Source organism: Halomonas eurihalina, from assembly GCF_008274785.1.
In the GTDB taxonomy this organism is placed as follows: Bacteria; Pseudomonadota; Gammaproteobacteria; order Pseudomonadales; family Halomonadaceae; genus Halomonas; species Halomonas eurihalina.
Genome location: NZ_VTPU01000013.1, coordinates 61,734 through 85,599 on the forward strand (window position 1 = coordinate 61,734; position 23,866 = coordinate 85,599).

The window sequence follows — 23,866 nt, forward strand, 5'->3', positions numbered from 1 at the left end:
AGCTACGAGCTACGAGCTACGAGCCAACAGCAAAAAAAGCCCGCGGTCATGCCGCGGGCTTTTTTGGGGTTCGCGTCTCGCTCTTCGTAGCTCGCCGCTTCAGACTCATCGCCGCCCGTGATGCTCCTCGAAGCGCTTGATGTTGGAGAGCTTCGGGTTGACCTTGGGGTTGTGGCGATAGAGCAGGGCGACCTTGCCGATCTTCTGGATCAGTTCGGCGCTGCTGGCGTCGAGCAGTTCGTCGATCATGGCGGCGCGGTCGTCGCGCTCGGGCAAGGCCAGCTTGACCTTGATCAGCTCATGGTCGGTGAGGGCGCGGTCCAGTTCGGCGACCACTCCTTCGGATATCCCGTTCTCCGACACCGTGACCACGGGGTCGAGGTAATGGCCGATGCTGCGGAATGCTTTCTTTTGTGCCTGTGACAAGCTCATGGTATCTTGATTCTTCCCGGTTGGCGCGCTGCGCGTATGGTACGGCGTATCGCGTCGCGGCGAAACCGCCGCGTCTCGTTATCGCTCTGAACCGCCGGGCCCGCAGGTCAGTACCTCGTCCCAGGTCATTGCGGAATTCGCTCGACCGCCCGACATCCAGATCATTCTACAGGTGATGCCGTGGCATCTTCCCATGATTCTCGCCCGAAAGACGCTCGCGCCAAAGGCGCTGGTCGGCGCGGTGCCCAAAAGCCTCGTACCGGCTGGATGAAAGAGCACTTCGATGATCGTTATGTCCAGCAGAGCTGGCAGGACGGTTACCGTAGCAGGGCCAGTTACAAGCTGCTGGCGCTTGATGAGAAGGACAAGCTGTTGCGTGCCGGCATGACGGTGATCGATCTCGGCGCTGCGCCCGGTGGGTGGAGCCAGGTTGCCGCGGAGAAAGTCGGTGATGAGGGCCGGGTGATCGCTTCCGACATTCTTGAGATGGACGCCTTGGCCGGTGTCGATTTCGTGCAGGGTGATTTTACCGAGGACAGCGTGCTCGAGGAGATTCTGGCGCGGCTCGAGAATCGCCCGGTGGACCTTGTGATGTCGGACATGGCCCCCAATATGAGTGGTATGGCGGCTATCGATCAGCCCCAGGCCATGTATTTGGTGGAATTGGCCCTGGACCTGGCGCGCCAGACCCTGTCGCCCGGTGGCGTTTTCCTGGCCAAGGTGTTCCAGGGCGAAGGGTTCGAGGCCTACCTGAAGGAGCTGCGTGGCGGTTTCAAGCGGGTGGTGACGCGCAAGCCTGAGGCGTCACGGGCAAGGTCCCGTGAGGTTTATCTGCTGGCGGAAGGTTTTCGTGGCTGAGCCGGCCCTGGCGGGGTGGCTCAGCCACGGGGTATGACAATCTGCCCATAGGCTGGGGCTAACAGTGCGATGCCGGACAAGGCGGCGCAAGTATGCCACAGTGGGCAGCAATGGAGTGGACCGTGTCCGCATCCTGGCTGAACATGTGTCCCTGATGTAGTGTCGAAGCACTAAGACGCATTCGGCCGACGGATTCTTGCAATTGAGGGTAGTCCCTTGAACGATATGGCGAAGAACCTGATTCTGTGGTTGGTCATCGCGGCGGTGTTGCTGACGGTGTTCAACAATTTCAGTGTCGATAATGCACCGCAGTCGATGAACTATTCCCAGTTCGTCCAGCAGGTGCAGAGCGAGCGTGTCGAAAGCGTGACCATCGATGGTTATACGATCACTGGTCAGCGTACCGATGGCTCCCAGTTTCAGACCGTTCGGCCGGCAGCGGAAGATCCCAAGCTGATGGATGATCTGCTGGCCCACAACGTGACCGTGGTCGGCAAGGAGCCTGAGCAACAGAGCCTGTGGACGCGTTTGCTGATCGCCAGCTTCCCGATCCTGCTGATCCTGGCCATCTTCATCTTCTTCATGCGCCAGATGCAGGGCGGCGGCAGCGGCAAGGGCGGGCCGATGAGCTTCGGCAAGTCGAAGGCCAAGTTGCTTTCCCAGGACCAGATCAAGACCACCTTCGCCGATGTCGCCGGCTGTGACGAGGCCAAGGAGGAGGTCGAGGAACTGGTCGACTTCCTGCGCGATCCGACCAAGTTCCAGCGCCTGGGTGGCACCATTCCCCGAGGCGTGCTGATGGTCGGCCCGCCGGGTACCGGCAAGACCCTGCTCGCCAAGTCCATCGCTGGCGAGGCCAGCGTGCCCTTCTTCTCGATTTCCGGTTCCGACTTCGTCGAGATGTTCGTCGGTGTCGGCGCCTCCCGTGTGCGCGACATGTTCGAGCAGGCCAAGAAGCAGGCGCCGTGCATCATCTTTATCGACGAGATCGACGCCGTGGGCCGTTCCCGTGGCGCTGGCATGGGCGGCGGCAACGACGAGCGCGAGCAGACCCTGAACCAACTGCTGGTGGAGATGGATGGCTTCGAGGCCAATGAAGGCATCATCGTCATCGCCGCGACCAACCGTCCGGACGTGCTTGACCCGGCGCTGCTGCGTCCGGGGCGTTTCGACCGTCAGGTGACCGTGCCGCTGCCCGATATCCGGGGCCGCGAGCATATCCTTAACGTGCACCTGCGCAAGGTGCCGCTGGCCGACGATGTCAAGCCGACCTATATCGCGCGTGGTACACCCGGCTTTTCCGGTGCCGACCTGGCCAACCTGGTCAATGAGGCAGCGCTGTTTGCGGCGCGTGGCAACAAGCGCCTGGTGGGTATGGACGAGCTGGAGATGGCCAAGGACAAGATCATGATGGGCGCCGAGCGTCGTTCCATGGTCATGACCGAGAAGGACAAGCTCAACACCGCCTATCACGAATCGGGGCATGCGATCATCGGCCTGGTGATGCCGGAGCACGATCCGGTCTACAAGGTCACCATCATTCCCCGTGGCCGAGCGCTGGGCGTGACCATGTTCTTGCCCGAGGAAGATCGCTACAGCCTGTCGCGTCAGCAGATCCTCAGCCAGATCTGTTCGCTGTTCGGCGGCCGTATCGCCGAGGAAATGACGCTTGGGCCGAATGGCGTGACGACCGGTGCCTCCAACGACATCAAGCGTGCCACCGAGCTGGCGCACAACATGGTCGCCAAGTGGGGTCTGTCCGAGGAGATGGGGCCGATCATGTACGACGAGGACGAGTCGCACCAGTTCCTCGGTGGCGGCAGTCAGGGCGGTATGCTGAAGTCTGGCGAGACCACGACTCGCCTCGACAAGGAAGTGCGTCGGATCATCGACGATTGCTACGCCCAGGCGAAGCAGATTCTGGAAGACAATCGCGACAAGCTGGATGCCATGGCCGAGGCGCTGGTCAAGTACGAGACCATCGATGCCAATCAGCTCAAGGACATCATGGCGGGCCGCGATCCCCGGCCGCCCGAGGATTGGGAAGATGACGGCTCCGGTGGCGGCTCGCCGGTGACCGGCTCAGGCGACACGTCCACGTCATCGGAAGAAGCTTCCGATGATGGTGACGCGGGCGACGAAGACACGCCACGACGTCGCCCCTCCGACCCCTTGGGTGGTCCCGCCGGTACCTGACCCCGGCGGCGCCCGTCTCCGTTGATCTCGAGGCGCCCTGCGGGGCGCCTTTGCCGTCGAGGGCTCCGGCCCGATGTTGTCCAGGACGATGATGCAGACCACGACTTTGAAACCCCTGCAGTGCGGTCGCCACCGGCTCGATCTTTCCTTCCCTCATGTGATGGGGATTCTCAACGTCACGCCCGACTCCTTTTCTGATGGCGGGCACCATGTCGCCCTGGATGACGCCTTGGCGCGTGCCGAGCAGATGCTTGCCGAGGGCGCGGCGATCATCGATGTGGGCGGAGAATCGACGCGCCCCGGGGCGGCCGAGGTATCGGTTCAGCAGGAACTGGATCGAGTGATACCGGTGGTGGAAACGCTGAGCCGTGAACTCGATGCTCTGGTGTCGGTGGACACCAGTACCCCGGAGGTGATGCGTGAAGCGGCCAACGCCGGGGCCGGCATGCTCAACGATGTCCGCAATCTGCGCCGTGATGGTGCGATGAGGGCTGCCGCTGCCACCGGGCTGCCGGTGTGTCTGATGCATATGCTTGGCGAGCCGGGCGACATGCAGGACGCGCCGCACTATGATCGACCCGTGGAAGAGGCCGTGGCCGAATTCCTCGAGGCACGAGTGGCCGCTTGCGAGGCGTCGGGACTGCGCCGCGAGCGCTTGTTGATCGATCCCGGATTTGGCTTTGCCAAGACCGTCGAGCACAATCTACGTCTTCTCAAATACATGGATCGCTTGACCTCGCTGGAGCTGCCCATCCTGGTGGGCATGTCACGCAAGAGCATGATCGGCAAGGTGCTCGAGCGGCCGGTGGAGGAGCGTCTCGCCGGTGGGCTGGCATTATCCGCTCTGGCCGTGGAGCGAGGCGCACGCATCCTACGCGTGCATGATGTGGGGCCCCACGTGGACGCGGTGAACATGGCCTGGGCCGTACTCAAGGAAGGTTGCGATAATGACTAGACGCTATTTTGGTACCGATGGCATTCGCGGCACCGTCGGTGAAGCGCCTATCACCGCAGACTTCATGTTAAAGTTGGGGTGGGCCACTGGTCGGGTGCTGACGCGCGAATCTGGTCATGCCAAGGTGTTGATCGGTAAGGACACGCGGATTTCCGGCTACATGTTCGAGTCGGCGCTGGAGGCCGGACTGTCCGCCGCCGGCGTCGATGTCATCTTGCTCGGTCCGATGCCGACACCGGGCATCGCCTACTTGACGCGGACTTTCCGGGCCGATGCCGGTATCGTCATCTCGGCGTCCCACAACGCCTTCGCCGACAATGGCATCAAGTTCTTCTCCGCCGAGGGCGTCAAGCTGGCCGACGCCGTCGAGGAGCGCATCGAGGCAATGCTCGACGAGCCCTTGACCACGGTGGCGCCACATGAGCTGGGCAAGGCCCGGCGGGTGGACGATGCTGCCGGCCGCTATATCGAGTTCTGCAAGTCGACCATTCCCGACCGGGTCAACCTGCATGGCTTGCGGATGGTCGTCGACTGCGCCCATGGCGCCACCTACCACATCGCGCCCAGCGTGTTCCGCGAGCTGGGCGCCGACGTCAGCCTGATCGGTGCCAATCCAGACGGGCTCAATATCAACCATGAGGTCGGCTCCACTCAGCCGGCGGCACTGCGGGCGGCGGTTATCCGCGAAGGTGCCGATCTGGGGGTGGCCTTCGACGGTGATGGCGACCGCGTCCTGCTGGTGGATGCCGATGGTCGCGAGGTCGATGGTGACGACATCCTCTACATCATCGCCCGGGACCGCCACGCTCGAGGCGAGCTCGGAGGCGGGGTCGTGGGAACCCTGATGAGCAATTTCGGCCTGGCCGCGGCGCTGGAAACGCTGGATGTGCCCTTCGAGCGCGCCAAGGTCGGCGATCGTTACGTCATGGAGCGACTGGCCGCGAACGGTTGGCAGCTGGGAGGCGAGTCCTCGGGGCACATCGTCTGCGGCCATGTGCAGACCACGGGTGACGGCATCGTGTCGGCCCTTCAGGTGTTGTCGGTGATGGCGCGTGAGGGGCGGGCGCTGGGCGAGTTGCTAGAGGGCCTCGAGAAAGCGCCCCAGGCGTTGATCAATGTGCGCCTGACGCCGGGCACCGACGCTCGGGCCCTGATGGAAGACACTGCTTTGCAGGAAGCGGTATCCGCCATGGAAACCGAGCTGGAGGGGCAGGGGCGCGTGTTGCTTCGCCCCTCGGGAACCGAGCCGCTGATCCGTGTCATGGTCGAGGGGCGCCCCCATCTGGATGTTCAGTCTCTGGCACGTCGCCTGGCCGATGATGTCGAGAGCATGTTGTCTTGACAATGGCGCTCCTATACCATTTCGGCCCACCTTGAAAGAGGATGTCGCATGCCTATGCCGCTGATCGCCGGCAACTGGAAGATGAACGGTTCCCTGAACCTGGTCGAGTCCTTTGGCCAGGCGCTCACCGATGCCGACCTGCCGTCGCACCTCGAGGTCGCGTTGATGGTGCCCTTTCCCTATCTGGAATCTGCCTCGCGTGCCTTGGCCGGTTCTCGGGCCGCCCTGGGAGCACAAACGCTCAGTGACCAGCCTTCCGGTGCCTTCACCGGTGAGGTGAGTGGCGAGATGCTGCGTGAGGTCGGCGCGAGCCTGGTGTTGGTCGGTCATTCCGAGCGGCGTACGCTGTTCGGTGAAGATGACTCGGCGGTGCTGGCTCGCGTGCGTCGCGCACTGGAGGCCGGACTCACGCCGGTGCTGTGCCTGGGCGAGACCCTCGAGGAGCGTGATGCCGAGCGCGGCGAGGAGGTAGTGATCGGCCAGTTGGAAGCGGTGCTGGATGGCCTGGAAGCCGAGCAGCGCCGCCGACTGATCATTGCCTACGAGCCAGTCTGGGCCATTGGTACCGGTCGTACCGCGACCCCCGAACAGGCGCAGGCGATTCACGCCGCGCTCCGCCGCCGCCTCGCTCGCTACGGTGACGGTCTCGCTGAAGGGACTCAGTTGCTGTACGGCGGTAGCATGAAGGCCGATAATGCCGCCGAGCTATTGGCCCAGCCGGATATCGACGGCGGCCTGGTAGGCGGTGCCTCCCTCAAGATCGATGATTTCCTAGCCATTTGTCAGTCAGCAGGTTGAATCCATGCAAGTTGCCATTCTCATGATCCATGTGGCGATCGCTATCGCCCTGGTCGCCTTGATCCTGCTGCAGCAGGGTAAGGGCGCCGATGCCGGCGCCTCCTTCGGTGGTGGTGCCTCTCAGACTGTGTTCGGTTCTCGCGGCAGCGGCAGCTTCCTGTCTCGCGCGACCGCCGTGCTGGCGGCGGCCTTTTTCGCCACCTCCCTGGCCCTGGCGTACTTCGCGTCCCAGGCGGGCGAGGCGCCGGAAGCAGCGGGTATCCCTGATGCCAAGGTGATCGAACAACAAAGTGCCGAGCCAACCCTTGACGAAAGCTCCAATGGTGCGGATAATGCAGCGCCAGTGCTGGAGGAGGGCGGCAACTAAAGCCCTTGTTATTCCAGCCGTCCCCTGATGCCGAAGTGGTGGAATTGGTAGACACGCTATCTTGAGGGGGTAGTGACCTTACGGTCGTGCGGGTTCAAGTCCCGCCTTCGGCACCATCTGAAACCGACACGGTGAGACGCCTCGCCAAGCTGTCGGCCTCAGTAGCAGGATTGGCAAGACGGTAGCATTGTAGCTTGACGCTAATAGGGTTCGAGCATACAATCACCGGCCTAGATTGATGCGGGGTGGAGCAGTCTGGTAGCTCGTCGGGCTCATAACCCGAAGGTCATCGGTTCAAATCCGGTCCCCGCTACCATCTTCCTGGCAGGCATGCAGAGATGTTAGGGGCATGCCAAAGAGCCGAAGTGGTATACAGGTTTCTTGTAAAAGCCCCTTCCTGCGAAGGGGCTTTTTGTTAGCGGCCAGCCTGTCGGTCGAAATCGGCCGGCTGTCCCGAGGCAACGCCAATCAGCCACCTGACTTTCCTGTTCACTCCTGGCCAGGTGCCTGATGCAACGGCTGTAGGAGCATTCTTCCATGGCAACCAAGGATACCGCGCTGAAGACGCTGATCGAACCAGTGGTAACGGCCATGGGCTTCGAGCTCTGGGGTATCGATTATCTGTCTCAGGGCAAGCACTCACGGTTGGTGATCTTCATCGATCATGCGCAAGGCGTGGGCGTGGATGATTGCGCCGATATCAGCCGCCAGGTCAGTGCGGTGCTGGATGTCGAGGACCCCATTGCCGGGGAGTATCGGCTCGAGGTGTCGTCGCCCGGGATGGATCGGCCGTTGTTCACTCTCGAACAGTTCGAGCGTTATGCGGGCCACACCGTGGCCGTGAAATTGCGTACGCCGTTCGACGGGCGACGCAAGTTCCAGGGGCTGCTGGCCGGTATTGAAGGCGACGAGGTGCTGTTGCAACTCGACGGCGAGGAATATTGCTTTCCCATCGAGAGCATCGATCAGGCACGCATCGTTCCTCGGTTCGATGGGTGATGTTGATGCAAAAGGACGGGTTTTCTGGCGAGGCTAAGTCATGAGTAAAGAGATTCTGGCGGTCGTCGATGCGATCTCCAACGAGAAGGGGGTCCCCCGCGAGGTGATCTTCGAGGCCGTCGAGGCCGCGCTGGCCAGCGCGTCTCGCAAGCGCTTCGAGGACGAGGAAGCCAGTGTGCGCGTGCATATCGACCGCTACACCGGCGACTACGAGACCTTCCGGCGTTGGGAGGTGGTAGAAGACGACGACTTCGATGGACCGGATGCCCAGATCAAGCTCTCTTTCGCCGAGCGTCGTGATCCACCGCTGGGCCTGGGTGATGTGGTCGAAGAACGGATCGAGAATGCCGTCTTCGGTCGGATCGCGGCCCAGACCGCCAAGCAGGTCATCGTGCAGAAGGTTCGCGAGGCCGAGCGCGCCGAGGTCGTGAACCTCTATGCCGAGCGCGAAGGCGAACTGGTGGCTGGCATTGTCAAGAAGACGACACGCGATGGGCTGATCATTGACCTGGGTGACAACGCCGAGGCGTTTCTGCCGCGCAGCGAGATGATTCCCGGCGAGCGCTACCGCATGAACGAGCGGGTACGTGCCTTGCTGACCAAGGTCGATCCCGAGGCGCGTGGCGCTCAGTTGATCCTGTCCCGGACCTGTCCGGAACTGATCATCGAGTTGTTCAAGATCGAGGTGCCCGAGATTGCCGAGCAGCTCATCGAAATCAAGGGTGCGGCCCGGGACCCCGGGTCGCGCGCCAAGATCGCGGTCAAGACCAATGACCGACGTATCGATCCTGTGGGCGCCTGCGTCGGCATGCGCGGCTCGCGGGTCCAGGCAGTCTCCACCGAGCTGCAGAACGAGCGGGTGGATATCGTGCTGTGGGACGACAATCCGGCCCAATTGGTCATCAATGCCATGGCGCCGGCGGATGTCGCCTCTATCCTTGTCGATGAAGACGCCCATGCCATGGACGTGGCTGTCGCCGAGGACAATCTGGCCCAGGCCATCGGCCGCAGCGGTCAGAACGTGCGTTTGGCCTCAGAGCTTACCGGCTGGCGTCTGAACGTCATGACCGAGGTTGAGGCTGAAAACAAGCGCGACCAGGAAATCGATAGTCTGGTCGAGCACTTTATTCAGCATCTGGACATCGACGACGACGTGGCTCGTCTGTTGGTCGAAGAGGGCTTCACCTCGCTTGAAGAGGTCGCCTATGTCCCGGTGGAAGAAATGTTGGAGATCGATGAGTTCGATGAAGATCTCATCGAGGAGCTGCGCGCTCGCGCCAAGGACGAGTTGTTGAACCTGGCGATCGCCTCCGAGGAAGAACTCGATGGCGCCCAGCCGGCCGACGACCTGCTGGCGATGGACGGCATGGAGCGCCACTTGGCCTTCATCCTGGCCAGTCGGGGCATCGTCACCATGGAGGACCTTGCCGAACAGTCCGTCGATGATCTGACCGATATCGAGGAACTGGACGACGAGCGCGCCGCGTCACTGATCATGACCGCCCGCGCGCCATGGTTCGAGAGCGAACAGTAATACGGGTCACGGGCTGAGGAGGGTCGTAATGTCAGAAATGACCGTTAAGGATTTTGCAGCGAAGGTGGGGCGCGAAGTGCCCCGTCTGCTGGAGCAGATGAAAGAAGCCGGACTCGAGCACAAGTCCGAGGGCGACGCCGTGTCCGAAGAGGACAAGCGCAAGCTGCTCGATTACCTCACCAAGAGCCACGGTGGCAGTGGCTCGGGGGCGAAGAACCGCATCACCCTGACCCGTAAGACCCGCAGCCGTATCAATACCGGCGAGCGCGGCAAGAGCATCGAGGTGCAGGTTCGCAAGAAGCGTACCTACGTGAAGCGCGAGGAAGAGCCGGACGAGGAGCCCAAGGTCGAGGATCATGGCCCCCGCCAGTTGGTGGGAGACATGGCCGAAGCCGAGGCCAAGCGTGAGGCTCAGGAGGCTGAGGAAGCCAAGCATCGTGCCGAGGAAGCTGCGCGTCAGGCTGCCGAAAAGGCCGAGGCGGAGAAAGCCGAGGCGGAACAGGCGCAAGCCAAACAAGCTACCAAGGCTGAGCCCGAGCTCGAGATTCCGGTGCCGGAACTCGACACCTCAGCTCCAGCGCCCGAGGAAGCACCTGCACCACCCAAGGAAGGCCGCACCGAGGGGCGTCGCGCAGCGGTCAAGAAGGCCAGCGGCAAGCCTGGCAAGAAAGACCGTGGCGACCGTGAGGAGGATCGCGGCGACCGCGAGGAGCGCCGCCGTGGTGGTCGCAAGGCCAAGCGCGCCGAGCGTCGCGGCAGCCGCCGTGGTGGTGGTGGCCAGGGCGGCGGTAAGCATGGCTTCCAGAAGCCGACCCAGCCGATCGTCCGCGAGGTTTCCATTCCGGAATCCATCAGCGTGGCCGACCTGGCCGACAAGATGTCGATCAAGGCCAATGAGGTCATCAAGGCCATGTTCACCATGGGTGCGGCGGTGACCATCAACCAGACCATCGATCAGGACACCGCGGCCATCGTGGTCGAGGAAATGGGCCACAAGCCCAAGCTGGTCAAGGACGATGCGCTGGAGACCGAGGTCCTCGAGGGCATCTCCTACGAAGGCGAGGAAATCTCGCGCTCGCCCGTTGTCACCGTCATGGGTCACGTCGACCACGGCAAGACCTCGCTGCTCGACTACATTCGTCGCGCCAAGGTGGCTACCGGCGAGGCTGGCGGCATTACTCAGCACATCGGTGCCTATCATGTCGAGGACGACCACGGTGGCGTGACCTTCCTCGATACACCGGGCCACGCGGCGTTTACCGCCATGCGTGCTCGCGGTGCCAAGGCCACTGACGTGGTGGTGCTGGTGGTGGCCGCCGATGACGGTGTCATGCCCCAGACCATCGAGGCGGTCGAGCACTCCAAGGCTGCAGGCGTGCCGATGGTGGTCGCGGTCAACAAGATCGATAAGTCGAACGCCGATCCAGACCGTGTCAAGAGTGAGCTGTCGCAGCACGGCGTGATCTCCGAAGAGTGGGGCGGCGACACCCAGTTCGTGCACGTTTCCGCCCATAACGGTGAGGGCATCGAGGGCCTGCTGGAGTCGATCCAGCTGGTTTCCGAAGTGCTCGAGCTCAAGGCCGTGCCCGAAGCGCCCGGCAAGGGCGTGGTGGTCGAGTCACGGCTCGACAAGGGCCGCGGTCCGGTGGCCACGGTACTGGTTCAGAACGGCACCCTGAAAAGGGGCGATATCGTGCTCGCCGGCCTGCACTATGGCCGCGTGCGTGCCTTGACCAACGAGCTCGGCAAGCAGGTCGATGAGGCTGGTCCGGCCATGCCGGTCGAGATCCAGGGCCTGGATGGTACGCCGGAAGCCGGTGACGACTTCATGGTGCTCGACGACGAGAAGAAGGCGCGTGAAGTCGCCAACTTCCGCCAAGGCAAGTACCGCGAGGTTCGCCTGGCGCGTCAGCAGAAGGCCAAGCTGGAGAACATGTTCAGCCAGATGGGCCAGGAAGAAGCCGCCAAGCTTAACATCGTGCTCAAGGCCGATGTGCAGGGCTCCCTGGAGGCCATCAAGGGGGCGCTCGAGGAACTGTCTACCGGTGAGGTGCAGGTTTCCGTGGTGTCTTCCGGTGTGGGTGGCATCACCGGCACCGATGCCAACCTGGCGTTGGCCTCCGAGGCCATCGTGATCGGCTTCAACGTGCGCGCCGACGCCGCTGCTCGCGAGATCATCGAACGTGAAGGCCTGGAATTGCGCTACTACAGCGTCATCTACCAGCTGATCGACGAGGTCAAGCAGGCCATGAGTGGCATGCTCGAGCCGGAGTGGAAGGAAGAGATCGTTGGTGTGGCCGAAGTCCGCGACGTCTTCCGTGCACCCAAGATCGGTGCCGTGGCTGGTTGCATGGTGGTCGAGGGAATTGTCCATCGCCACAAGAAGATCCGCGTGCTGCGCGAGAACGTGGTGATCTACGAGGGCGAACTCGAATCCCTGCGCCGTTACAAGGACGACGTCAATGAAGTGCGTAACGGCATGGAGTGTGGCATCGGCGTGAAGAACTACAATGACGTCCAGGTCGGCGACAAGATCGAGGTCTTCGATCAGGTCAAGGTCGAGCGGACGCTCTAATCGCCTGAGGAGTCGAGCATGCGTGAGTTCAAGCGTACCGACCGGGTGGCCGATCAGCTCCAGAAGGAGCTGGCGGTCCTAATCCAGCGCGAGATCAAGGATCCGCGTCTGGGCATGGTCACCGTCAGTGGTGTCGAGGTCAGTCGCGACCTCGGCTATGCCGACGTCCACGTGACGCTGCTCGGCGAGCAGGATGCCGAGCGCATCAAGGAAAACATGGCGGTACTCAAGCGCGCCGCCGGTTTCCTGCGCAGCCAGATCGCACGTCGCATCAAGCTGCGTCACGCGCCCGAGCTGCGCTTTCACTACGACGAGAGCGTGGTGCGTGGCCAGCATCTCTCCTCGCTGATCGACGAGGCGGTGGCGAACGATCGCGACCGTCGCGACGATGAGCCCGAGGGGGGTGATGACGAGCACGGTGAGGGAGCGCGCGACTGATGGCGCGTCGCCGTCGCGGACTGCCGGTGAACGGCGTGCTGTTGCTCGACAAGCCCCAGGGCGCGTCCAGCAACCATGCCTTGCAGCGGGCACGGCGCCTGTTTCAGGCCCAGAAGGCGGGGCACACCGGCACGCTCGATCCGATGGCCACTGGCCTGCTGCCGGTGTGCTTCGGCGAGGCTACCAAGTTCTCCTCTTTCCTGCTCGATGCCGACAAGGTGTACCGCACCCGGGTTGAACTCGGCACGATCACCGACTCGGGCGACGCCGAGGGCGAGGTCGTCGAGCGCCGAGAGGTGCCGGTGCTCGATGAGGCCGGGCTGCGCGAGACGCTGAGGGGTTTCATCGGCGAGATCGACCAGGTGCCGCCGATGTATTCGGCGCTCAAGCATCAGGGTCGCAAGCTCTACGAGCTGGCTCGTGAGGGCAAGACGGTGGAGCGTGCAGCGCGCCGCGTGACGGTGTATGATGCGCGCCTCCTCGCATGCGAGAAGGCGGCCTTCGAGATGGAGGTGCGGGTCAGCAAGGGCACCTACATTAGAACGCTGGCCGAGGATATCGGCCAGGCCCTGGGATGCGGCGGCCACATCAGTGGCCTACGGCGACTCAAGACAGGCCCCTTCGAAGGCGAAGGCATGTTGAGCCTCGAGGCACTCGAGGGCTTGACTGGGGATGCGGCACAGGACGAGGCATTATTGCCGGTCGATGTGCTGGTCGCGCATCTGCCGCGCCGTGACATGAGCGCTTCCGGCGCCCGTTGCCTGCGCTTCGGACAGGCGGCGACAGGAGAGGCGGGCGGCTTGCCCGCCGACAGTTTGACCAGGCTCTATCACGGCGATGCCTTTCTGGGACTCGGCGTGGTGACGGCGGCCGGGGATATCGCCCCTCGGCGCCTGCTGAGTTCCGCCGTGGCGGGCTCGGCATGAGCCAGCCCCGACGGGGCTGGGCGTGGGGACTGCAAATATGCGTGGTCCCCGACATTCATCATTCAGGCATATTGCTTACTGGAGAGACAGATGGCACTGACCGCTGAACAGAAAGCCACGATCGTCAACGAATACGGTCGCGGTGAAAACGACACCGGTTCCCCCGAGGTACAGGTGGCTCTGCTGACTGCCAACATCGACGGCCTGCAGGATCACTTCAAGACCAACAAGCAGGATCACCACTCGCGTCGTGGCCTGATCCGCATGGTCAACCAGCGTCGTAAGCTGCTCGACTATCTGAAGCGCAAGGATTTCGAGCGTTATCAGTCGATTATCCAGCGCCTCGGCCTGCGCCGCTAAGAAAAGGGTAATTCGCTACTGCGCTCGAGATCCTGGCCGCCGGCGGTGCTCGGACTCCTCATGTAGTTTCATCTACACTCCGGGTCCTGCGCGCCGGCGGCGACCAGCCTCTCATCGCTCATCACGCGAATTCCTCCTTTTCTTCACTGCAGGCCATTCGAAACGGGCAGCCCCAGGGCTGCCCGTTTTGCGTTTATGGGAATATTGCCGGTGACCAGCACTCACGGAACGGCATCCGGGCCACCACTTTGGCGGGTGAGCCGCTTAACCGGTGGCCCTCGCGACCGTCAACCCCTAAAATGGTCGCCGAGTCAAAACGACCCGAACATGAATCGAAAAGTTGAAGGAAGTCGCCGTGAATCCGGTCAAGAAAACATTTGAATACGGTCGCAGTACCGTCACCCTGGAAACCGGGCGTATCGCCCGCCAGGCCAACGGTGCCGTGATGGTCACCATGGACGATACCGTGGTGCTGTGCACTGTGGTAGCGAAGAAGGACGTCAATCCTTCCCAGCCCTTTTTCCCGCTCTCCGTCCATTACCAGGAGAAGACCTACGCGGTCGGCAAGATTCCCGGCGGTTTCTTCAAGCGCGAGGGGCGTCCCACCGAGAAGGAGACGCTCACCTCGCGCCTGATCGATCGCCCGATTCGTCCGTTGTTCCCCAAGGGGTTCATGAACGAGGTCCAGGTTGTATGTACGGTGCTTTCCACTGATCGCAATCATGACCCCGACATTGCCGCCATGATCGGCACATCCGCGGCCTTGGCGATCTCCGGCGTGCCCTTCAACGGCCCCATCGGCGCTGCTCGGGTCGGTTTCACCGAAGAGCATGGCTACTTCCTCAACCCGACCGTCGAGGAACTGGCCAGTTCCGAGCTCAACATGGTGGTGGCCGGTACCGAGAAGGCCGTGCTGATGGTCGAGTCCGAGGCCAATGAGCTGCTCGAGGACGAGATGCTGGGCGCGGTGCTCTATGGCCATCAGGAAATGCAGGTGGCGATCAATGCCGTCAATGAGCTGGCCGCCGAAGCTGGCAAGCCGCGTTGGGACTGGCAAGCCCCTGCCGAGAACACGGCGCTCAAGGATGCCATGGCCAGCGGCTTCGAAGCCAAGGTCGGCGAGGCATATCGCATTACCGACAAGATGCAGCGTCAGGATGCCCTGGCTGCCCTGAAGGACGAGGCGGTGGAGCAGCTGGCCGGCGAAGAGGAAGGCAAGTTCGGGGCCGATGAGGTCAAGGGCGCTTTTGCCGGTCTCGAGAAGCGCGTGGTGCGTAGCCGTGTGGTCAAGGGCGAGCCGCGTATCGATGGCCGCGACCTGAAGACCGTGCGTCCGCTGGATATCGAGGTCGGCAGCCTGCCCAAGACCCATGGCTCGGCGGTCTTTACTCGCGGTGAGACTCAGGCCGTCGTGGTGGCGACGCTGGGTACCCTGCGTGATGCCCAGTTGATCGAGTCACTGGAAGGAGAGCGCAAGGATCGCTTCCTGCTGCACTACAACTTCCCTCCTTACTGCGTGGGTGAGGCTGGCTTCATGGGCGGTCCCAAGCGTCGCGAGATCGGCCATGGCCGCCTGGCGCGCCGGGGCGTGGAGGCCATGCTGCCTTCCGAGGACGAGTTCCCCTACACCATCCGGGTGGTCTCCGAGATCACCGAATCCAATGGCTCCAGCTCGATGGCCTCGGTGTGCGGTTCCTCGCTGGCCCTGATGGACGCCGGCGTGCCGATGAAGGCGCCCGTCGCGGGCATCGCCATGGGCCTGGTCAAGGATGAAGACGGCTTCGCCGTGCTCACCGATATCCTGGGCGACGAGGACCACCTCGGCGACATGGACTTCAAGGTGGCCGGTAGCGCGGAAGGCGTGACCGCCCTGCAGATGGACATCAAGATCGAGGGCATCAACGAGGAAATCATGGAGCAGGCGCTGCAGCAGGCCCATGAAGCTCGTCAGCAGATCCTCGAGCAGATGAACAAGGTGATCGGCCAGAGTCGTGAGGAAGTCTCCGAGAACGCGCCGTCGATGGCCACCATCAAGATCGACCCGGAGAAGATCCGCGACGTCATCGGCAAGGGTGGCGCCATGATCCGCAAGATCTGCGAGGATACCGGCGCCTCCATCGACCTGGACGACGACGGCACCGTGCGCATCTATGCCGAGGAGAAATCGGCGGCCAAGGCGGCTATCGACACCGTGCTGGCCATCACCGCCGTGCCCGAGATCGGCAAGCTGTATCGTGGCAAGGTGGTGCGCATCGCCGACTTCGGTGCTTTCGTCAATATCATTCCTGGCACCGATGGCCTGGTGCACATCTCGCAGATCGTGCCCGAGCGGGTCAACGATGTGCGCGACTTCTTGAACGAAGGCGACGAGCCGATCGTCAAGGTGCTCGATATCGACAATCGCAACCGGGTGAAGCTCACTATCAAGGAGATCACCCCCGAAGAGAAGTCGGCCTTCGAAGCCGAGACGGCCGACGCCGAGCTGTAACGCCCGGAGCTGAAGCTCCAGGTAAACCGCCCTTGCAGCGTAAGCTGCGAGGGCGGTTTCGTTTGGTCATCAAGGGAGAGGGATCATGGAAGACGCTCGCACGGCCGGTACCGGGGAAACGGTCGGCGCTCACTGGTGGGGCGTGGTCGCGGTGATGGCCGGTATCTTTCTGCTGGTTACCGCCGAGCAGTTGCCGATCGGTTTGCTGTCGCAGGTCGCTGCATCCATGGGCGTGACGCCGGGGCTGGCCGGCTTGATGGTCACGGTTCCCGGCGTGGTGGCGGCCTTCTCGGCACCGCTGCTGCCGGTCGCCGTGGGGCGCCTGGATCGTCGGATCATGCTGACTGGGCTGATGATATTGATGGTCGCCGGCAGTATGCTGACGGTACTGGCCGACAGCTTCGAGCTCTTGCTGGGCGCGAGGGTGCTGGTTGGCATGAGCATCGGCGGATTCTGGGCCATTGCCGGCAGTATCGCGCCCCGCCTGGTGCCATCCGACAAGGTGCCAAGGGCAATGACGGTGATCTTCGGCGGGGTAGCCGCCGCCTCGGTGCTGGGCGTGCCGGTAGGCACCTTGCTGGGGGAATACAGCCATTGGCGCGTGGCCTTCGGCGCCCTGGGCGGATTGAGCCTGATGACCGCGCTGGCATTGTGGGTCTGGCTGCCACGGCTCCCGCCTACTGAGCCGGTACGGCTGCGAATGCTCGGCCAGCAACTGGGGAATCGAGGTGTCCGGGTGGCGGTGATCGCCACGGGCCTGGTGGTGGTTGGCCATTTCTCCGCCTATACCTTCATCAGCCCCATCCTGCAGCAGATCAGCGGCATTGCCCGGAATGATGTCGGCACCCTGCTCCTGCTCTACGGCGCGGCCGGCATCATCGGTAACGTGGCCGCCGGTGCCTTCGCTGGTTATCACCCCTATCGCGCGGTGTTGGCGATACCGAGCCTGCTGTTGCTGGTCGTCGCCAGCTTCCCGTGGCTCGGTGGGCAGCCGGTGGGTGGCGTGGCGCTCCTGATGGGCTGGGGAGCGGTGTTCGGTAGTGTCTCGGTCAGCATTCAGACCTGGATCCTGCGCACGGCGCCGAATACCGAAGCCGCCACCGCGCTGATGGCCTTCGTGTTCAACCTGTCGATCGGTCTGGGCGCCATGGTCGGTGGAAGGGTCGTCGACGGTATCAGCCTGCCCGGCGTGACCTGGATGGCCGGCGGGTTCTTCCTGGTTGCCACGCTGCTGGTGCTGCGTACGCCGGCGAGTGTGGTCGGCGAGAAGACACGCTAGAAGATGCCCCGGCAAGCGGGGCATCATGTTTCGGTGCAAGAGGGTGGAAGGTCGTTCGTTCAGCGCTCGATGGCCAGTGCCACGCCTTGCCCGCCGCCGATGCACAGGGTCGCCAGGCCCTTGTGGGCGTCGCGGGCGATCATCTCGTGCACCAGGGTAACCAGGATGCGGCAGCCCGAAGCGCCGATGGGGTGGCCGAGTGCGATGGCACCGCCGTTGACGTTGACCTTGTCGGTATCCCAGCCGAGCTCCTTGTTCACCGACAGCGCCTGGGCAGCGAAGGCCTCGTTGGCTTCGATCAGGTCCAGCTCGTCGAGACTCCAGCCGGCGCGTTCCATGCAACGGCGCGTGGCCGGAGCGGGGCCGATGCCCATGATCGAGGGATCGACGCCGGCATTGGCGTAGGCCTTGATGCGTGCCAGAGGCGTCAGGCCGAGTGCTTCGGCCTTCTCGGCGCTGCACATCATTACCACGGCGGCGCCGTCGTTGAGTGCCGAGGCATTGCCGGCGGTGACGCTGCCGTCCTTCTTGAAGGCCGGACGCATGGCGCCGAGCTTCTCGGCGGTCACCTCGCGCGGGTTTTCGTCGGTGTCGAAGTGCACCGGGTCGCCCTTGCGCTGGGGAATGTCGATGCCGACGATCTGGCCCTTGAAGCGACCCTCGCGGATGGCGGCGGCGGCTTTCTGCTGGGAGCCGGCGGCGAACTCGTCCATGGCCTCGCGGGTGATGGCGTATTTTTCGGCCAGATTCTCGGCGGTGATGCCCATGTGGTAGTCGTTGAAGGCATCCCACAGGCCGTCGTGGACCATGGAGTCGATGGCTTTCCAGTCGCCCATGCGCTGGCCGTTGCGCGAGTTGGGCAGCACGTGGGGGGAGAGCGACATGTTCTCTTGACCACCGGCCAGGATCAGCTCGGCATCGCCGCAGCGAATCGCCTGGGTGGCCAGGTGCAGGGCCTTGAGACCGGAGCCGCAGACCTTGTTGATGGTCATGGCGGGCACGGCCTCGGGCAGCCCGGCCTTGATGGACGCCTGGCGGGCTGGATTCTGGCCGGTGCCGGCCGTCAGTACCTGGCCGAGCAGGACTTCATCCACCTGGTCGGCGGCCACGCCTGTGCTGGCGAGGATATCCTTGATGACATGGGCACCGAGGTCGCTGGCGGGAATGCCGGCGAGAGAGCCGCCGAAGGCGCCAACGGCGGTGCGGCGTGCGGCGACGATCACCACTTCTGACATGATCATGACTCCTGAAATTTGCGGACGTGCCGACTTTCAGGATAGGCGACCATTGTGCGCTGCGGCAATCCCTGAATGAGGGAGGGGGCTGGAGACGCCGCCGGGTGTCATACCCGGCGGCGTTTTCGCTCAGGCCAGCTGAACGGGAATGGCGTTGCTGGTATGGCTGACCGCATTGCCTTCCTGCAGATAGACCAGGGCCGGCTGGTGGGCCTCGAGTTCGGCGTCGGTATACATGGCGTAGCTGCAGATGATCACCCGCTGGCCTTCGCTGGCCAGGTGGGCGGCAGCGCCATTCACCGAGATCATCCTGGAGCCTTCCTCGGCGCGGATGGCATAGGTGGTGAAGCGCTGCCCGTTCTCGACGTTGTAGATCTGGATCTGCTCGTTCTCGCGGATACCGGACATGTCGAGCAGCTCGCCATCGATGGCGCAGGAGCCTTCATAGTTGAGCACGGCGTGGGTGACGCGGGCCATGTGCAGCTTGGCCTTGAGCATATGGGTGAGCATGGATGAGCTCCTCTTGTTGGTGCCCCGCTTCAACGCGGCAGGGTCAGGCTCAGGTTGTCGATCAGGCGTGTTGGGCCGAGGCGCGCGGCGGCGAGCAGCACGGCGTCGCGCGTCGAGGCGTCGACGGGGCCGAGGTCGGTAGCGCGCAGTTCCAGATAGTCGGGCTCGAAGCCGGATTCGCGCAGGTGGGCCAGTCCCGTGGCGAGGGTCGGCTCGAGCACCGCACCGCCTTCCAGGGCATCGCGCAGCTCGCGGAGGGTACGCTGAAGCTCAGCCGCCGTGCGGCGCTGTTCGGTGTTCAGATAGCCATTGCGTGATGACAGCGCCAGGCCGTCGTGGTCGCGCACGATGGGCACGCCGACGATCTCGATCGGCAGGTGGAGATCGTCCACCAGGCGCCGGATGACCGCCAGCTGTTGATAGTCCTTTTCACCGAAGCAGGCCAGATCGGGCTGGACCAGATTGAAGAGCATGGTGACCACGGTCGCCACGCCGTCGAAGTGCCCCGGTCGCGATCCGCCACACAAGCCTTCCGAGATTTCCGGCACGCTAACGAGGGTCTGGGCATGGCCGCCGCGCGGATAGAGCGTGGCCTCGGAGGGCGCGAACAGCAGGTCGCAGCCAGCCTCGGCGAGCTTTTGTCGATCCGCTTCCAGGGTGCGTGGATAGGCGTCCAGGTCCTCGTCGGGGCCGAACTGTGTCGGGTTGACGAAGATGGTGGCCACCACGACATCGGCGCGCCGCCGGGCCTCGGCGACCAGGGCGAGATGGCCCTCGTGCAAGTTGCCCATGGTCGGCACCAGGCCGATAGTGCGGCCGGCGCGGCGGTGGCTTGCCAAGACCTCGCGCAGTGCGTGGATCTCTTGCAGGCATTGCATCAGAAACAGTGCTCCTCGGCCGGGAAACGGCGTGCCTTGACGGCCTCATGATAACGGCGGAAAGCATCCGCAATGTCATCGGCCTCGGCCATGAAGTTCTTCACGAAGCGGGGGCTGCGCCCCGGCGTCACGCCCAGCATGTCGTGCATCACCAGGATCTGGCCGTCGGTATCTGGGCCGGCGCCGATGCCGATGACCGGTACATCGAGCGCCTCGGTGACGGCGCGTCCCAAGCTGGCGGGCACGCATTCCAGCAGGATCACCGAGGCGCCGGCCTCGACCAGGCGGCGGGCATCTTCCAGGATGCGCGTGGCCTGATCGGCGTCACGCCCCTGGACCTTGTAACCGCCCAGTTGATGGACGGTCTGTGGCGTCAGGCCGAGGTGGGCGCAGACCGGCACGCCGCGGCGCGTCAGTTCGCGTACGCCCTCGGCCATCCAGGCCTCGCCTTCCACCTTGATCATCTCGGCGCCGGCACGCATCAACTCGCCGGCATCCTCAAGCAGTCGTTCGGTGGTGGCATTACTCATGAAGGGCAGATCGACCATCAGCAGGCTGGCACCCTTGCCCCGGGCCACGCAGCGGGTGTGGTAACGCATGTCGTCGAGGGTCACTGGCAGGGTGCTGGAATGCCCTTGCAGCACCATGCCCAGGGAATCTCCGACCAGCAGGACCTCGATGCCGGCATCGCTGGCGGCATGGGCGAAAGTGGTGTCGTAGGCGGTCAGGCAGCTGAAGGCTTCACCGGCGCGCTTGTGGGCCTGCAGCGTGCTCAGGGTGACGGTTTTCATGGCGTGCTCTCGTTGTGTTATCGGCCAACCGGCGGGGACCGGGGCCCTGTGTAACCCGTGATTGTTACCCGAATCCCACTGGAGTGTCGATAGGTAACACTGCTCGGGCCTGGTCAGGCTCTGGGTAACACCTTGGGTGGAATTCTCTTTGGTGGTGCCTCGTCCGACAGGGCGGCAGTCAGGGAGGCGATATCTCGACCGTCCGGCAGCACCAAGGCCGGGGCGACCTCGGCCAGCGGCACCAGCACGAAAGCCCGCCGGGTCATTTCCGGATGGGGGAGCGTCAGGCGAGGGGTAGCAAGTCGCTGCTCATCGAAGAGCAGCAGGTCCAGGTCAAGGGTGCGCGGCCCCCAGCGGCGTTCGCGAATTCGCCCGTGGCGTTGCTCGAGAGCCTGCAACTGGTCAAGCAGGGCCAGCGGCGACAGGCGTGTCTCCAACTGAGCCACGGCATTGATGAAGTCCGGCTGGTCCGCCGGGCCGACGGGCCGCGTGGCATAGAGCGGCGAGGCGCCGCGCCGCCGGGTCAGCGGTAAGTTGTCCAGCTCATCCAGGGCGCGTTCGACATGGGCGCTCGGCTCATCCAGGTTGCTGCCGAGGCCGATCCAGGCAAGGCTCATGTGTCGTCGGCGGGATTGCGTGGCTTGCGCCGGCGACGGCGGCGACGCTTGCGTGGCGCCGGGGTTCCGGCCGGGTCGGCATCGACCTTGCCCAGCAGGCGACGCTGCTCGTGTTCATCGGCCTGCTGAAACGCGGTCCACCAGTCGCCGAGTCCGGGCTCGATTTCTCCGGCGGCCTCGCGCAGCAACAGGAAGTCGTAGGCGGCGCGGAAGCGTGGGTGGTCGCGGGTCTGGAAGACGCGTTTGCCGCGACGCGACGGCAGGCGCTGTTGCAGGTCCCAGATATCGCGCATCGGCAGGCTGAAGCGCTTGGGGATGGAGACGTGCTGCAACTGGCGAGAGACCACTTGCTGCGATGCCGCCTGTAACGCGGGAACCGGCGGCATGTCGTCCTGCTGGTGGGCGCGTTGACGTAACTGGACCGGCCCCCACAGCAGAGCGGCGAACAGAAAGGCCGGTGTCACCGGACGTTCTTCCTGGACACGCTTGTCGGTGCTTGCCAGGGCCTGCTCGATCAGGCCTTCGGCCCAGGGCAGCTCGTCGAAAGCTTCGTCGGCCTCGGGAAACAGCATGGCAAACAGCCCGTATTCCCGCAGCAGGTGAAAGGTCTTGACGCCATGACCCCCCATGAACAGCTTGAGGACCTCGTCGAACAATCGGGCCGCTGGTACCTGCAGCAGCAGCGGGGACAGTTCCTCGAGGGGTTCCTCGGTGGCAGGTGCCAGGCTGAAGTCGAGCTTGGCGGCAAAGCGTATGGCGCGCAGCATGCGAACCGGATCTTCCCGATAACGGGTGGCTGGGTCGCCGATCAGCCGCAGGGTGCGGGCGTCGATGTCTCGCACCCCGTCCGCAAAATCATGAATCGAGAAATCGGCGATATTGTAATACAGGGCATTGATCGTGAAGTCGCGGCGCAGCGCGTCTTCCTCGATGTTGCCCCATACGTTGTCGCGCAGCAGCATACCGTCGTCGGATTGCTGGGCGATGTGGTTGCCGTGGTCATCGTTGGGCTTGCCCCGGAAGGTGGTGACCTCGATGATCTCGCGACCGAAGCGCACGTGGACGATGCGGAAGCGGCGCCCGATGATGCGTGAATTGCGGAACAGGTCGCGCACTTCGTCCGGCGTGGCGTCGGTGGCCACGTCGAAATCCTTGGGCATGTGGCCGAGCAGGGCGTCGCGGATGCAGCCGCCGACAAGGAAGGCCTCGAATCCGGCATTGTGCAGGCGGTACAGCACCTTGAGCGCCGCATCACTGAATAGTTGACGCGATACAGGGTGTTCATCGCGGGGAATGATGCGCAGCACAGGGCCTCCGGCTGGCGCATCCTGAGGGCCGAACAGCGACTTGAGATGCTCGCCCGGGCTCTGCAGAAAGCGGGTAAAACCTTTGATCATGCGGTGATGTCGACTCGCGGGAGTACGAAAAGGAGAGTACGAAAAGCGTTGAGTGTAGCGGACACCCGACACCTTGCAAAGCATGACCCTGTCGTGCGCGAGGTGCAGGACGTCTCATTCGGCCTGATGCCGGGGTTCTTGTCATGCCATGGTCGTACACAGAAAGGGGAGGCCGGCTGGCCTCCCCTGATCAAGCAAGGTGCAGCATCCGTGCTGCTGGTTCTTCTTCGTGATGGCACATCGCCTTGAATACGCACCACAGTCACCAAGGAGTCTCAGGCAAGCATGTTGTTGTCTTTATTGACGTTCCTGGCGGCGACCGCCTCGTATTCAAAACAATAATCCAACCACGACGGCATGCTTGGCATACCTTCCCCCGGTGGCTTGTTGTTGTTACCGGGAGTGCACCCTGACGGCCCTTGTTCTTGTTGTCGGCCGGTTGCCGGTGCGTCGCGTTCTGATTTCTCCGGCTTCGAGTTCTTGTTGTTGTTGACCTCGAAGGACCTGCGCCCATCGCCGTTGCTGTTCTTGTTGTCGGCATGGCGCCAAATGTCTCGACCCGAAAGACTTGTTGTTGTTGGTTCGGGCCTTGTCACCGCGTCTGGCCATTGTTGTTGTTGTTGGGACCGGCGGCGGCATCCGGATTTGTTTTTCTTGTCCATAATGTTGCAGAGGCTGTGCCATTGTCTGGAAAGCACTTTATTTTCAGTTACTTATTGGTTTTCATCATTTTGTCACCTTGATGCATCAATGGCAGTGTTACCCAAACTGCCCCGAGATGGCGCGTAAGCTGTGTGGGAAGGTAACAAATGGTGCGTAATGCCGGTTCGAGACCCCATGAAAACGCCCCCGGCTCAGGGAGACGGGGGCTTGCACTTTAGTCGAGGTGGG

At 63.3% G+C, this 23,866-nt stretch carries 22 protein-coding genes and 2 tRNA genes; 16 read left to right on the forward strand and 8 right to left on the reverse strand.

The window, feature by feature from the left end:
* Positions 1-105: 105 nt before the first annotated feature.
* Entirely contained in the window at positions 106-432 is a 327-nt protein-coding gene (locus tag FZZ93_RS13325) for a YhbY family RNA-binding protein (protein ID WP_149322810.1), read from the reverse strand.
* Positions 433-699: 267 nt separating this feature from the next.
* Here FZZ93_RS13325 and rlmE point away from each other — a divergent pair, with 267 nt between their 5' ends.
* From rlmE to FZZ93_RS13405, 16 genes are all read left to right on the forward strand, one after another.
* The gene (gene rlmE / locus FZZ93_RS13330; RefSeq protein WP_149322847.1) at positions 700-1,290 is read left to right on the forward strand and encodes a 23S rRNA (uridine(2552)-2'-O)-methyltransferase RlmE; all 591 of its coding nucleotides are present in this window, start codon (positions 700-702) and stop codon (positions 1,288-1,290) included.
* Positions 1,291-1,506: 216 nt separating this feature from the next.
* Positions 1,507-3,486: an ATP-dependent zinc metalloprotease FtsH gene (gene ftsH / locus FZZ93_RS13335; protein ID WP_149322811.1), complete on the forward strand. Its 1,980-nt coding sequence runs from the start codon at positions 1,507-1,509 to the stop codon at positions 3,484-3,486.
* 88 nt (positions 3,487-3,574) lie between these two features.
* On the forward strand, positions 3,575-4,441 hold the full coding sequence (folP, locus tag FZZ93_RS13340) for a dihydropteroate synthase (RefSeq protein WP_149322848.1): 867 nt from the start codon (positions 3,575-3,577) through the stop codon (positions 4,439-4,441).
* Complete coding sequence (gene glmM / locus FZZ93_RS13345; RefSeq protein WP_149322812.1) at positions 4,434-5,783, forward strand: phosphoglucosamine mutase; 1,350 nt, start codon at positions 4,434-4,436, stop codon at positions 5,781-5,783. The genes folP and glmM overlap by 8 nt, the downstream gene beginning before the upstream one ends.
* 48 nt (positions 5,784-5,831) lie before the next feature.
* Positions 5,832-6,581, forward strand: a complete 750-nt coding sequence (gene tpiA / locus FZZ93_RS13350; RefSeq protein ID WP_149322813.1) for a triose-phosphate isomerase — start codon at positions 5,832-5,834, stop codon at positions 6,579-6,581.
* Positions 6,582-6,585: 4 nt separating this feature from the next.
* Positions 6,586-6,948, forward strand: coding sequence for a preprotein translocase subunit SecG (gene secG / locus FZZ93_RS13355; protein WP_149322814.1), 363 nt, complete (start codon positions 6,586-6,588; stop codon positions 6,946-6,948).
* 29 nt (positions 6,949-6,977) lie between these two features.
* A tRNA-Leu gene (locus FZZ93_RS13360) sits at positions 6,978-7,064 on the forward strand.
* Positions 7,065-7,187: 123 nt separating this feature from the next.
* Positions 7,188-7,264: transfer RNA gene (locus FZZ93_RS13365), tRNA-Met, on the forward strand.
* A gap of 221 nt (positions 7,265-7,485) precedes the next feature.
* Positions 7,486-7,947 (forward strand): ribosome maturation factor RimP, encoded by a 462-nt coding sequence (rimP, locus tag FZZ93_RS13370; protein WP_149322815.1) that lies wholly within the window; start codon positions 7,486-7,488, stop codon positions 7,945-7,947.
* 40 nt (positions 7,948-7,987) lie between these two features.
* The gene (nusA, locus tag FZZ93_RS13375) at positions 7,988-9,481 is read left to right on the forward strand and encodes a transcription termination factor NusA (RefSeq protein WP_149322816.1); all 1,494 of its coding nucleotides are present in this window, start codon (positions 7,988-7,990) and stop codon (positions 9,479-9,481) included.
* Between the two features lie 28 nt (positions 9,482-9,509).
* Entirely contained in the window at positions 9,510-12,056 is a 2,547-nt protein-coding gene (infB, locus tag FZZ93_RS13380) for a translation initiation factor IF-2 (protein WP_149322817.1), read from the forward strand.
* A gap of 18 nt (positions 12,057-12,074) precedes the next feature.
* Positions 12,075-12,494, forward strand: a complete 420-nt coding sequence (rbfA, locus tag FZZ93_RS13385) for a 30S ribosome-binding factor RbfA (RefSeq protein ID WP_149322818.1) — start codon at positions 12,075-12,077, stop codon at positions 12,492-12,494.
* Complete coding sequence (truB, locus tag FZZ93_RS13390; protein WP_149322819.1) at positions 12,494-13,420, forward strand: tRNA pseudouridine(55) synthase TruB; 927 nt, start codon at positions 12,494-12,496, stop codon at positions 13,418-13,420. Before rbfA ends, truB begins: the two co-directional genes overlap by 1 nt.
* A gap of 90 nt (positions 13,421-13,510) precedes the next feature.
* Positions 13,511-13,780, forward strand: coding sequence for a 30S ribosomal protein S15 (gene rpsO, locus FZZ93_RS13395; protein WP_149322820.1), 270 nt, complete (start codon positions 13,511-13,513; stop codon positions 13,778-13,780).
* Between the two features lie 355 nt (positions 13,781-14,135).
* Positions 14,136-16,268: a polyribonucleotide nucleotidyltransferase gene (gene pnp / locus FZZ93_RS13400; protein WP_187774535.1), complete on the forward strand. Its 2,133-nt coding sequence runs from the start codon at positions 14,136-14,138 to the stop codon at positions 16,266-16,268.
* Between the two features lie 85 nt (positions 16,269-16,353).
* Positions 16,354-17,547, forward strand: a complete 1,194-nt coding sequence (locus FZZ93_RS13405; protein WP_149322822.1) for an MFS transporter — start codon at positions 16,354-16,356, stop codon at positions 17,545-17,547.
* A 59-nt stretch (positions 17,548-17,606) separates the two neighbouring features.
* Here FZZ93_RS13405 and FZZ93_RS13410 read toward each other — a convergent pair whose 3' ends face one another.
* The 7 genes from FZZ93_RS13410 to FZZ93_RS13440 all read right to left on the reverse strand — a co-directional run bounded on the left by FZZ93_RS13410 (position 17,607) and on the right by FZZ93_RS13440 (position 23,637).
* Positions 17,607-18,782, reverse strand: coding sequence for an acetyl-CoA C-acetyltransferase (locus FZZ93_RS13410; RefSeq protein WP_149322823.1), 1,176 nt, complete (start codon positions 18,780-18,782; stop codon positions 17,607-17,609).
* 129 nt (positions 18,783-18,911) lie between these two features.
* The gene (gene panD, locus FZZ93_RS13415; RefSeq protein ID WP_149322824.1) at positions 18,912-19,292 is read right to left on the reverse strand and encodes an aspartate 1-decarboxylase; all 381 of its coding nucleotides are present in this window, start codon (positions 19,290-19,292) and stop codon (positions 18,912-18,914) included.
* A 29-nt stretch (positions 19,293-19,321) separates the two neighbouring features.
* A complete protein-coding gene (panC, locus tag FZZ93_RS13420; RefSeq protein WP_149322825.1) occupies positions 19,322-20,170 on the reverse strand; it encodes a pantoate--beta-alanine ligase in 849 nt (282 codons plus the stop codon).
* Positions 20,170-20,961, reverse strand: a complete 792-nt coding sequence (gene panB / locus FZZ93_RS13425) for a 3-methyl-2-oxobutanoate hydroxymethyltransferase (protein WP_149322826.1) — start codon at positions 20,959-20,961, stop codon at positions 20,170-20,172. The genes panC and panB overlap by 1 nt, the downstream gene beginning before the upstream one ends.
* Positions 20,962-21,074: 113 nt before the next feature.
* Positions 21,075-21,578: a 2-amino-4-hydroxy-6-hydroxymethyldihydropteridine diphosphokinase gene (gene folK, locus FZZ93_RS13430; protein ID WP_149322827.1), complete on the reverse strand. Its 504-nt coding sequence runs from the start codon at positions 21,576-21,578 to the stop codon at positions 21,075-21,077.
* Entirely contained in the window at positions 21,575-22,975 is a 1,401-nt protein-coding gene (gene pcnB, locus FZZ93_RS13435; RefSeq protein WP_149322828.1) for a polynucleotide adenylyltransferase PcnB, read from the reverse strand. The genes folK and pcnB overlap by 4 nt, the downstream gene beginning before the upstream one ends.
* A gap of 275 nt (positions 22,976-23,250) precedes the next feature.
* Positions 23,251-23,637, reverse strand: coding sequence for a hypothetical protein (locus FZZ93_RS13440; RefSeq protein ID WP_149322829.1), 387 nt, complete (start codon positions 23,635-23,637; stop codon positions 23,251-23,253).
* Positions 23,638-23,866 lie beyond the last annotated feature (229 nt).

Bases quoted from the DNA above. Each gene is read 5' to 3' on its own strand.
- infB (WP_149322817.1), top strand. From the start codon at position 9,510: ATGTCAGAAATGACCGTTAAGGATTTTGCAGCGAAGGTGGGGCGCGAA.
- panD (WP_149322824.1), bottom strand. From the start codon at position 19,292: ATGCTCACCCATATGCTCAAGGCCAAGCTGCACATGGCCCGCGTCACC.
- glmM (WP_149322812.1), top strand. From the start codon at position 4,434: ATGACTAGACGCTATTTTGGTACCGATGGCATTCGCGGCACCGTCGGT.
- FZZ93_RS13325 (WP_149322810.1), bottom strand. From the start codon at position 432: ATGAGCTTGTCACAGGCACAAAAGAAAGCATTCCGCAGCATCGGCCAT.
- rimP (WP_149322815.1), top strand. From the start codon at position 7,486: ATGGCAACCAAGGATACCGCGCTGAAGACGCTGATCGAACCAGTGGTA.
- rpsO (WP_149322820.1), top strand. From the start codon at position 13,511: ATGGCACTGACCGCTGAACAGAAAGCCACGATCGTCAACGAATACGGT.
- secG (WP_149322814.1), top strand. From the start codon at position 6,586: ATGCAAGTTGCCATTCTCATGATCCATGTGGCGATCGCTATCGCCCTG.
- rbfA (WP_149322818.1), top strand. From the start codon at position 12,075: ATGCGTGAGTTCAAGCGTACCGACCGGGTGGCCGATCAGCTCCAGAAG.
- folP (WP_149322848.1), top strand. From the start codon at position 3,575: ATGATGCAGACCACGACTTTGAAACCCCTGCAGTGCGGTCGCCACCGG.
- rlmE (WP_149322847.1), top strand. From the start codon at position 700: ATGAAAGAGCACTTCGATGATCGTTATGTCCAGCAGAGCTGGCAGGAC.
- FZZ93_RS13410 (WP_149322823.1), bottom strand. From the start codon at position 18,782: ATGTCAGAAGTGGTGATCGTCGCCGCACGCCGCACCGCCGTTGGCGCC.
- nusA (WP_149322816.1), top strand. From the start codon at position 7,988: ATGAGTAAAGAGATTCTGGCGGTCGTCGATGCGATCTCCAACGAGAAG.
- panC (WP_149322825.1), bottom strand. From the start codon at position 20,170: ATGCAATGCCTGCAAGAGATCCACGCACTGCGCGAGGTCTTGGCAAGC.
- FZZ93_RS13440 (WP_149322829.1), bottom strand. From the start codon at position 23,637: ATGGACAAGAAAAACAAATCCGGATGCCGCCGCCGGTCCCAACAACAA.
- FZZ93_RS13405 (WP_149322822.1), top strand. From the start codon at position 16,354: ATGGAAGACGCTCGCACGGCCGGTACCGGGGAAACGGTCGGCGCTCAC.
- folK (WP_149322827.1), bottom strand. From the start codon at position 21,578: ATGAGCCTTGCCTGGATCGGCCTCGGCAGCAACCTGGATGAGCCGAGC.
- panB (WP_149322826.1), bottom strand. From the start codon at position 20,961: ATGAAAACCGTCACCCTGAGCACGCTGCAGGCCCACAAGCGCGCCGGT.
- tpiA (WP_149322813.1), top strand. From the start codon at position 5,832: ATGCCTATGCCGCTGATCGCCGGCAACTGGAAGATGAACGGTTCCCTG.
- truB (WP_149322819.1), top strand. From the start codon at position 12,494: ATGGCGCGTCGCCGTCGCGGACTGCCGGTGAACGGCGTGCTGTTGCTC.
- pcnB (WP_149322828.1), bottom strand. From the start codon at position 22,975: ATGATCAAAGGTTTTACCCGCTTTCTGCAGAGCCCGGGCGAGCATCTC.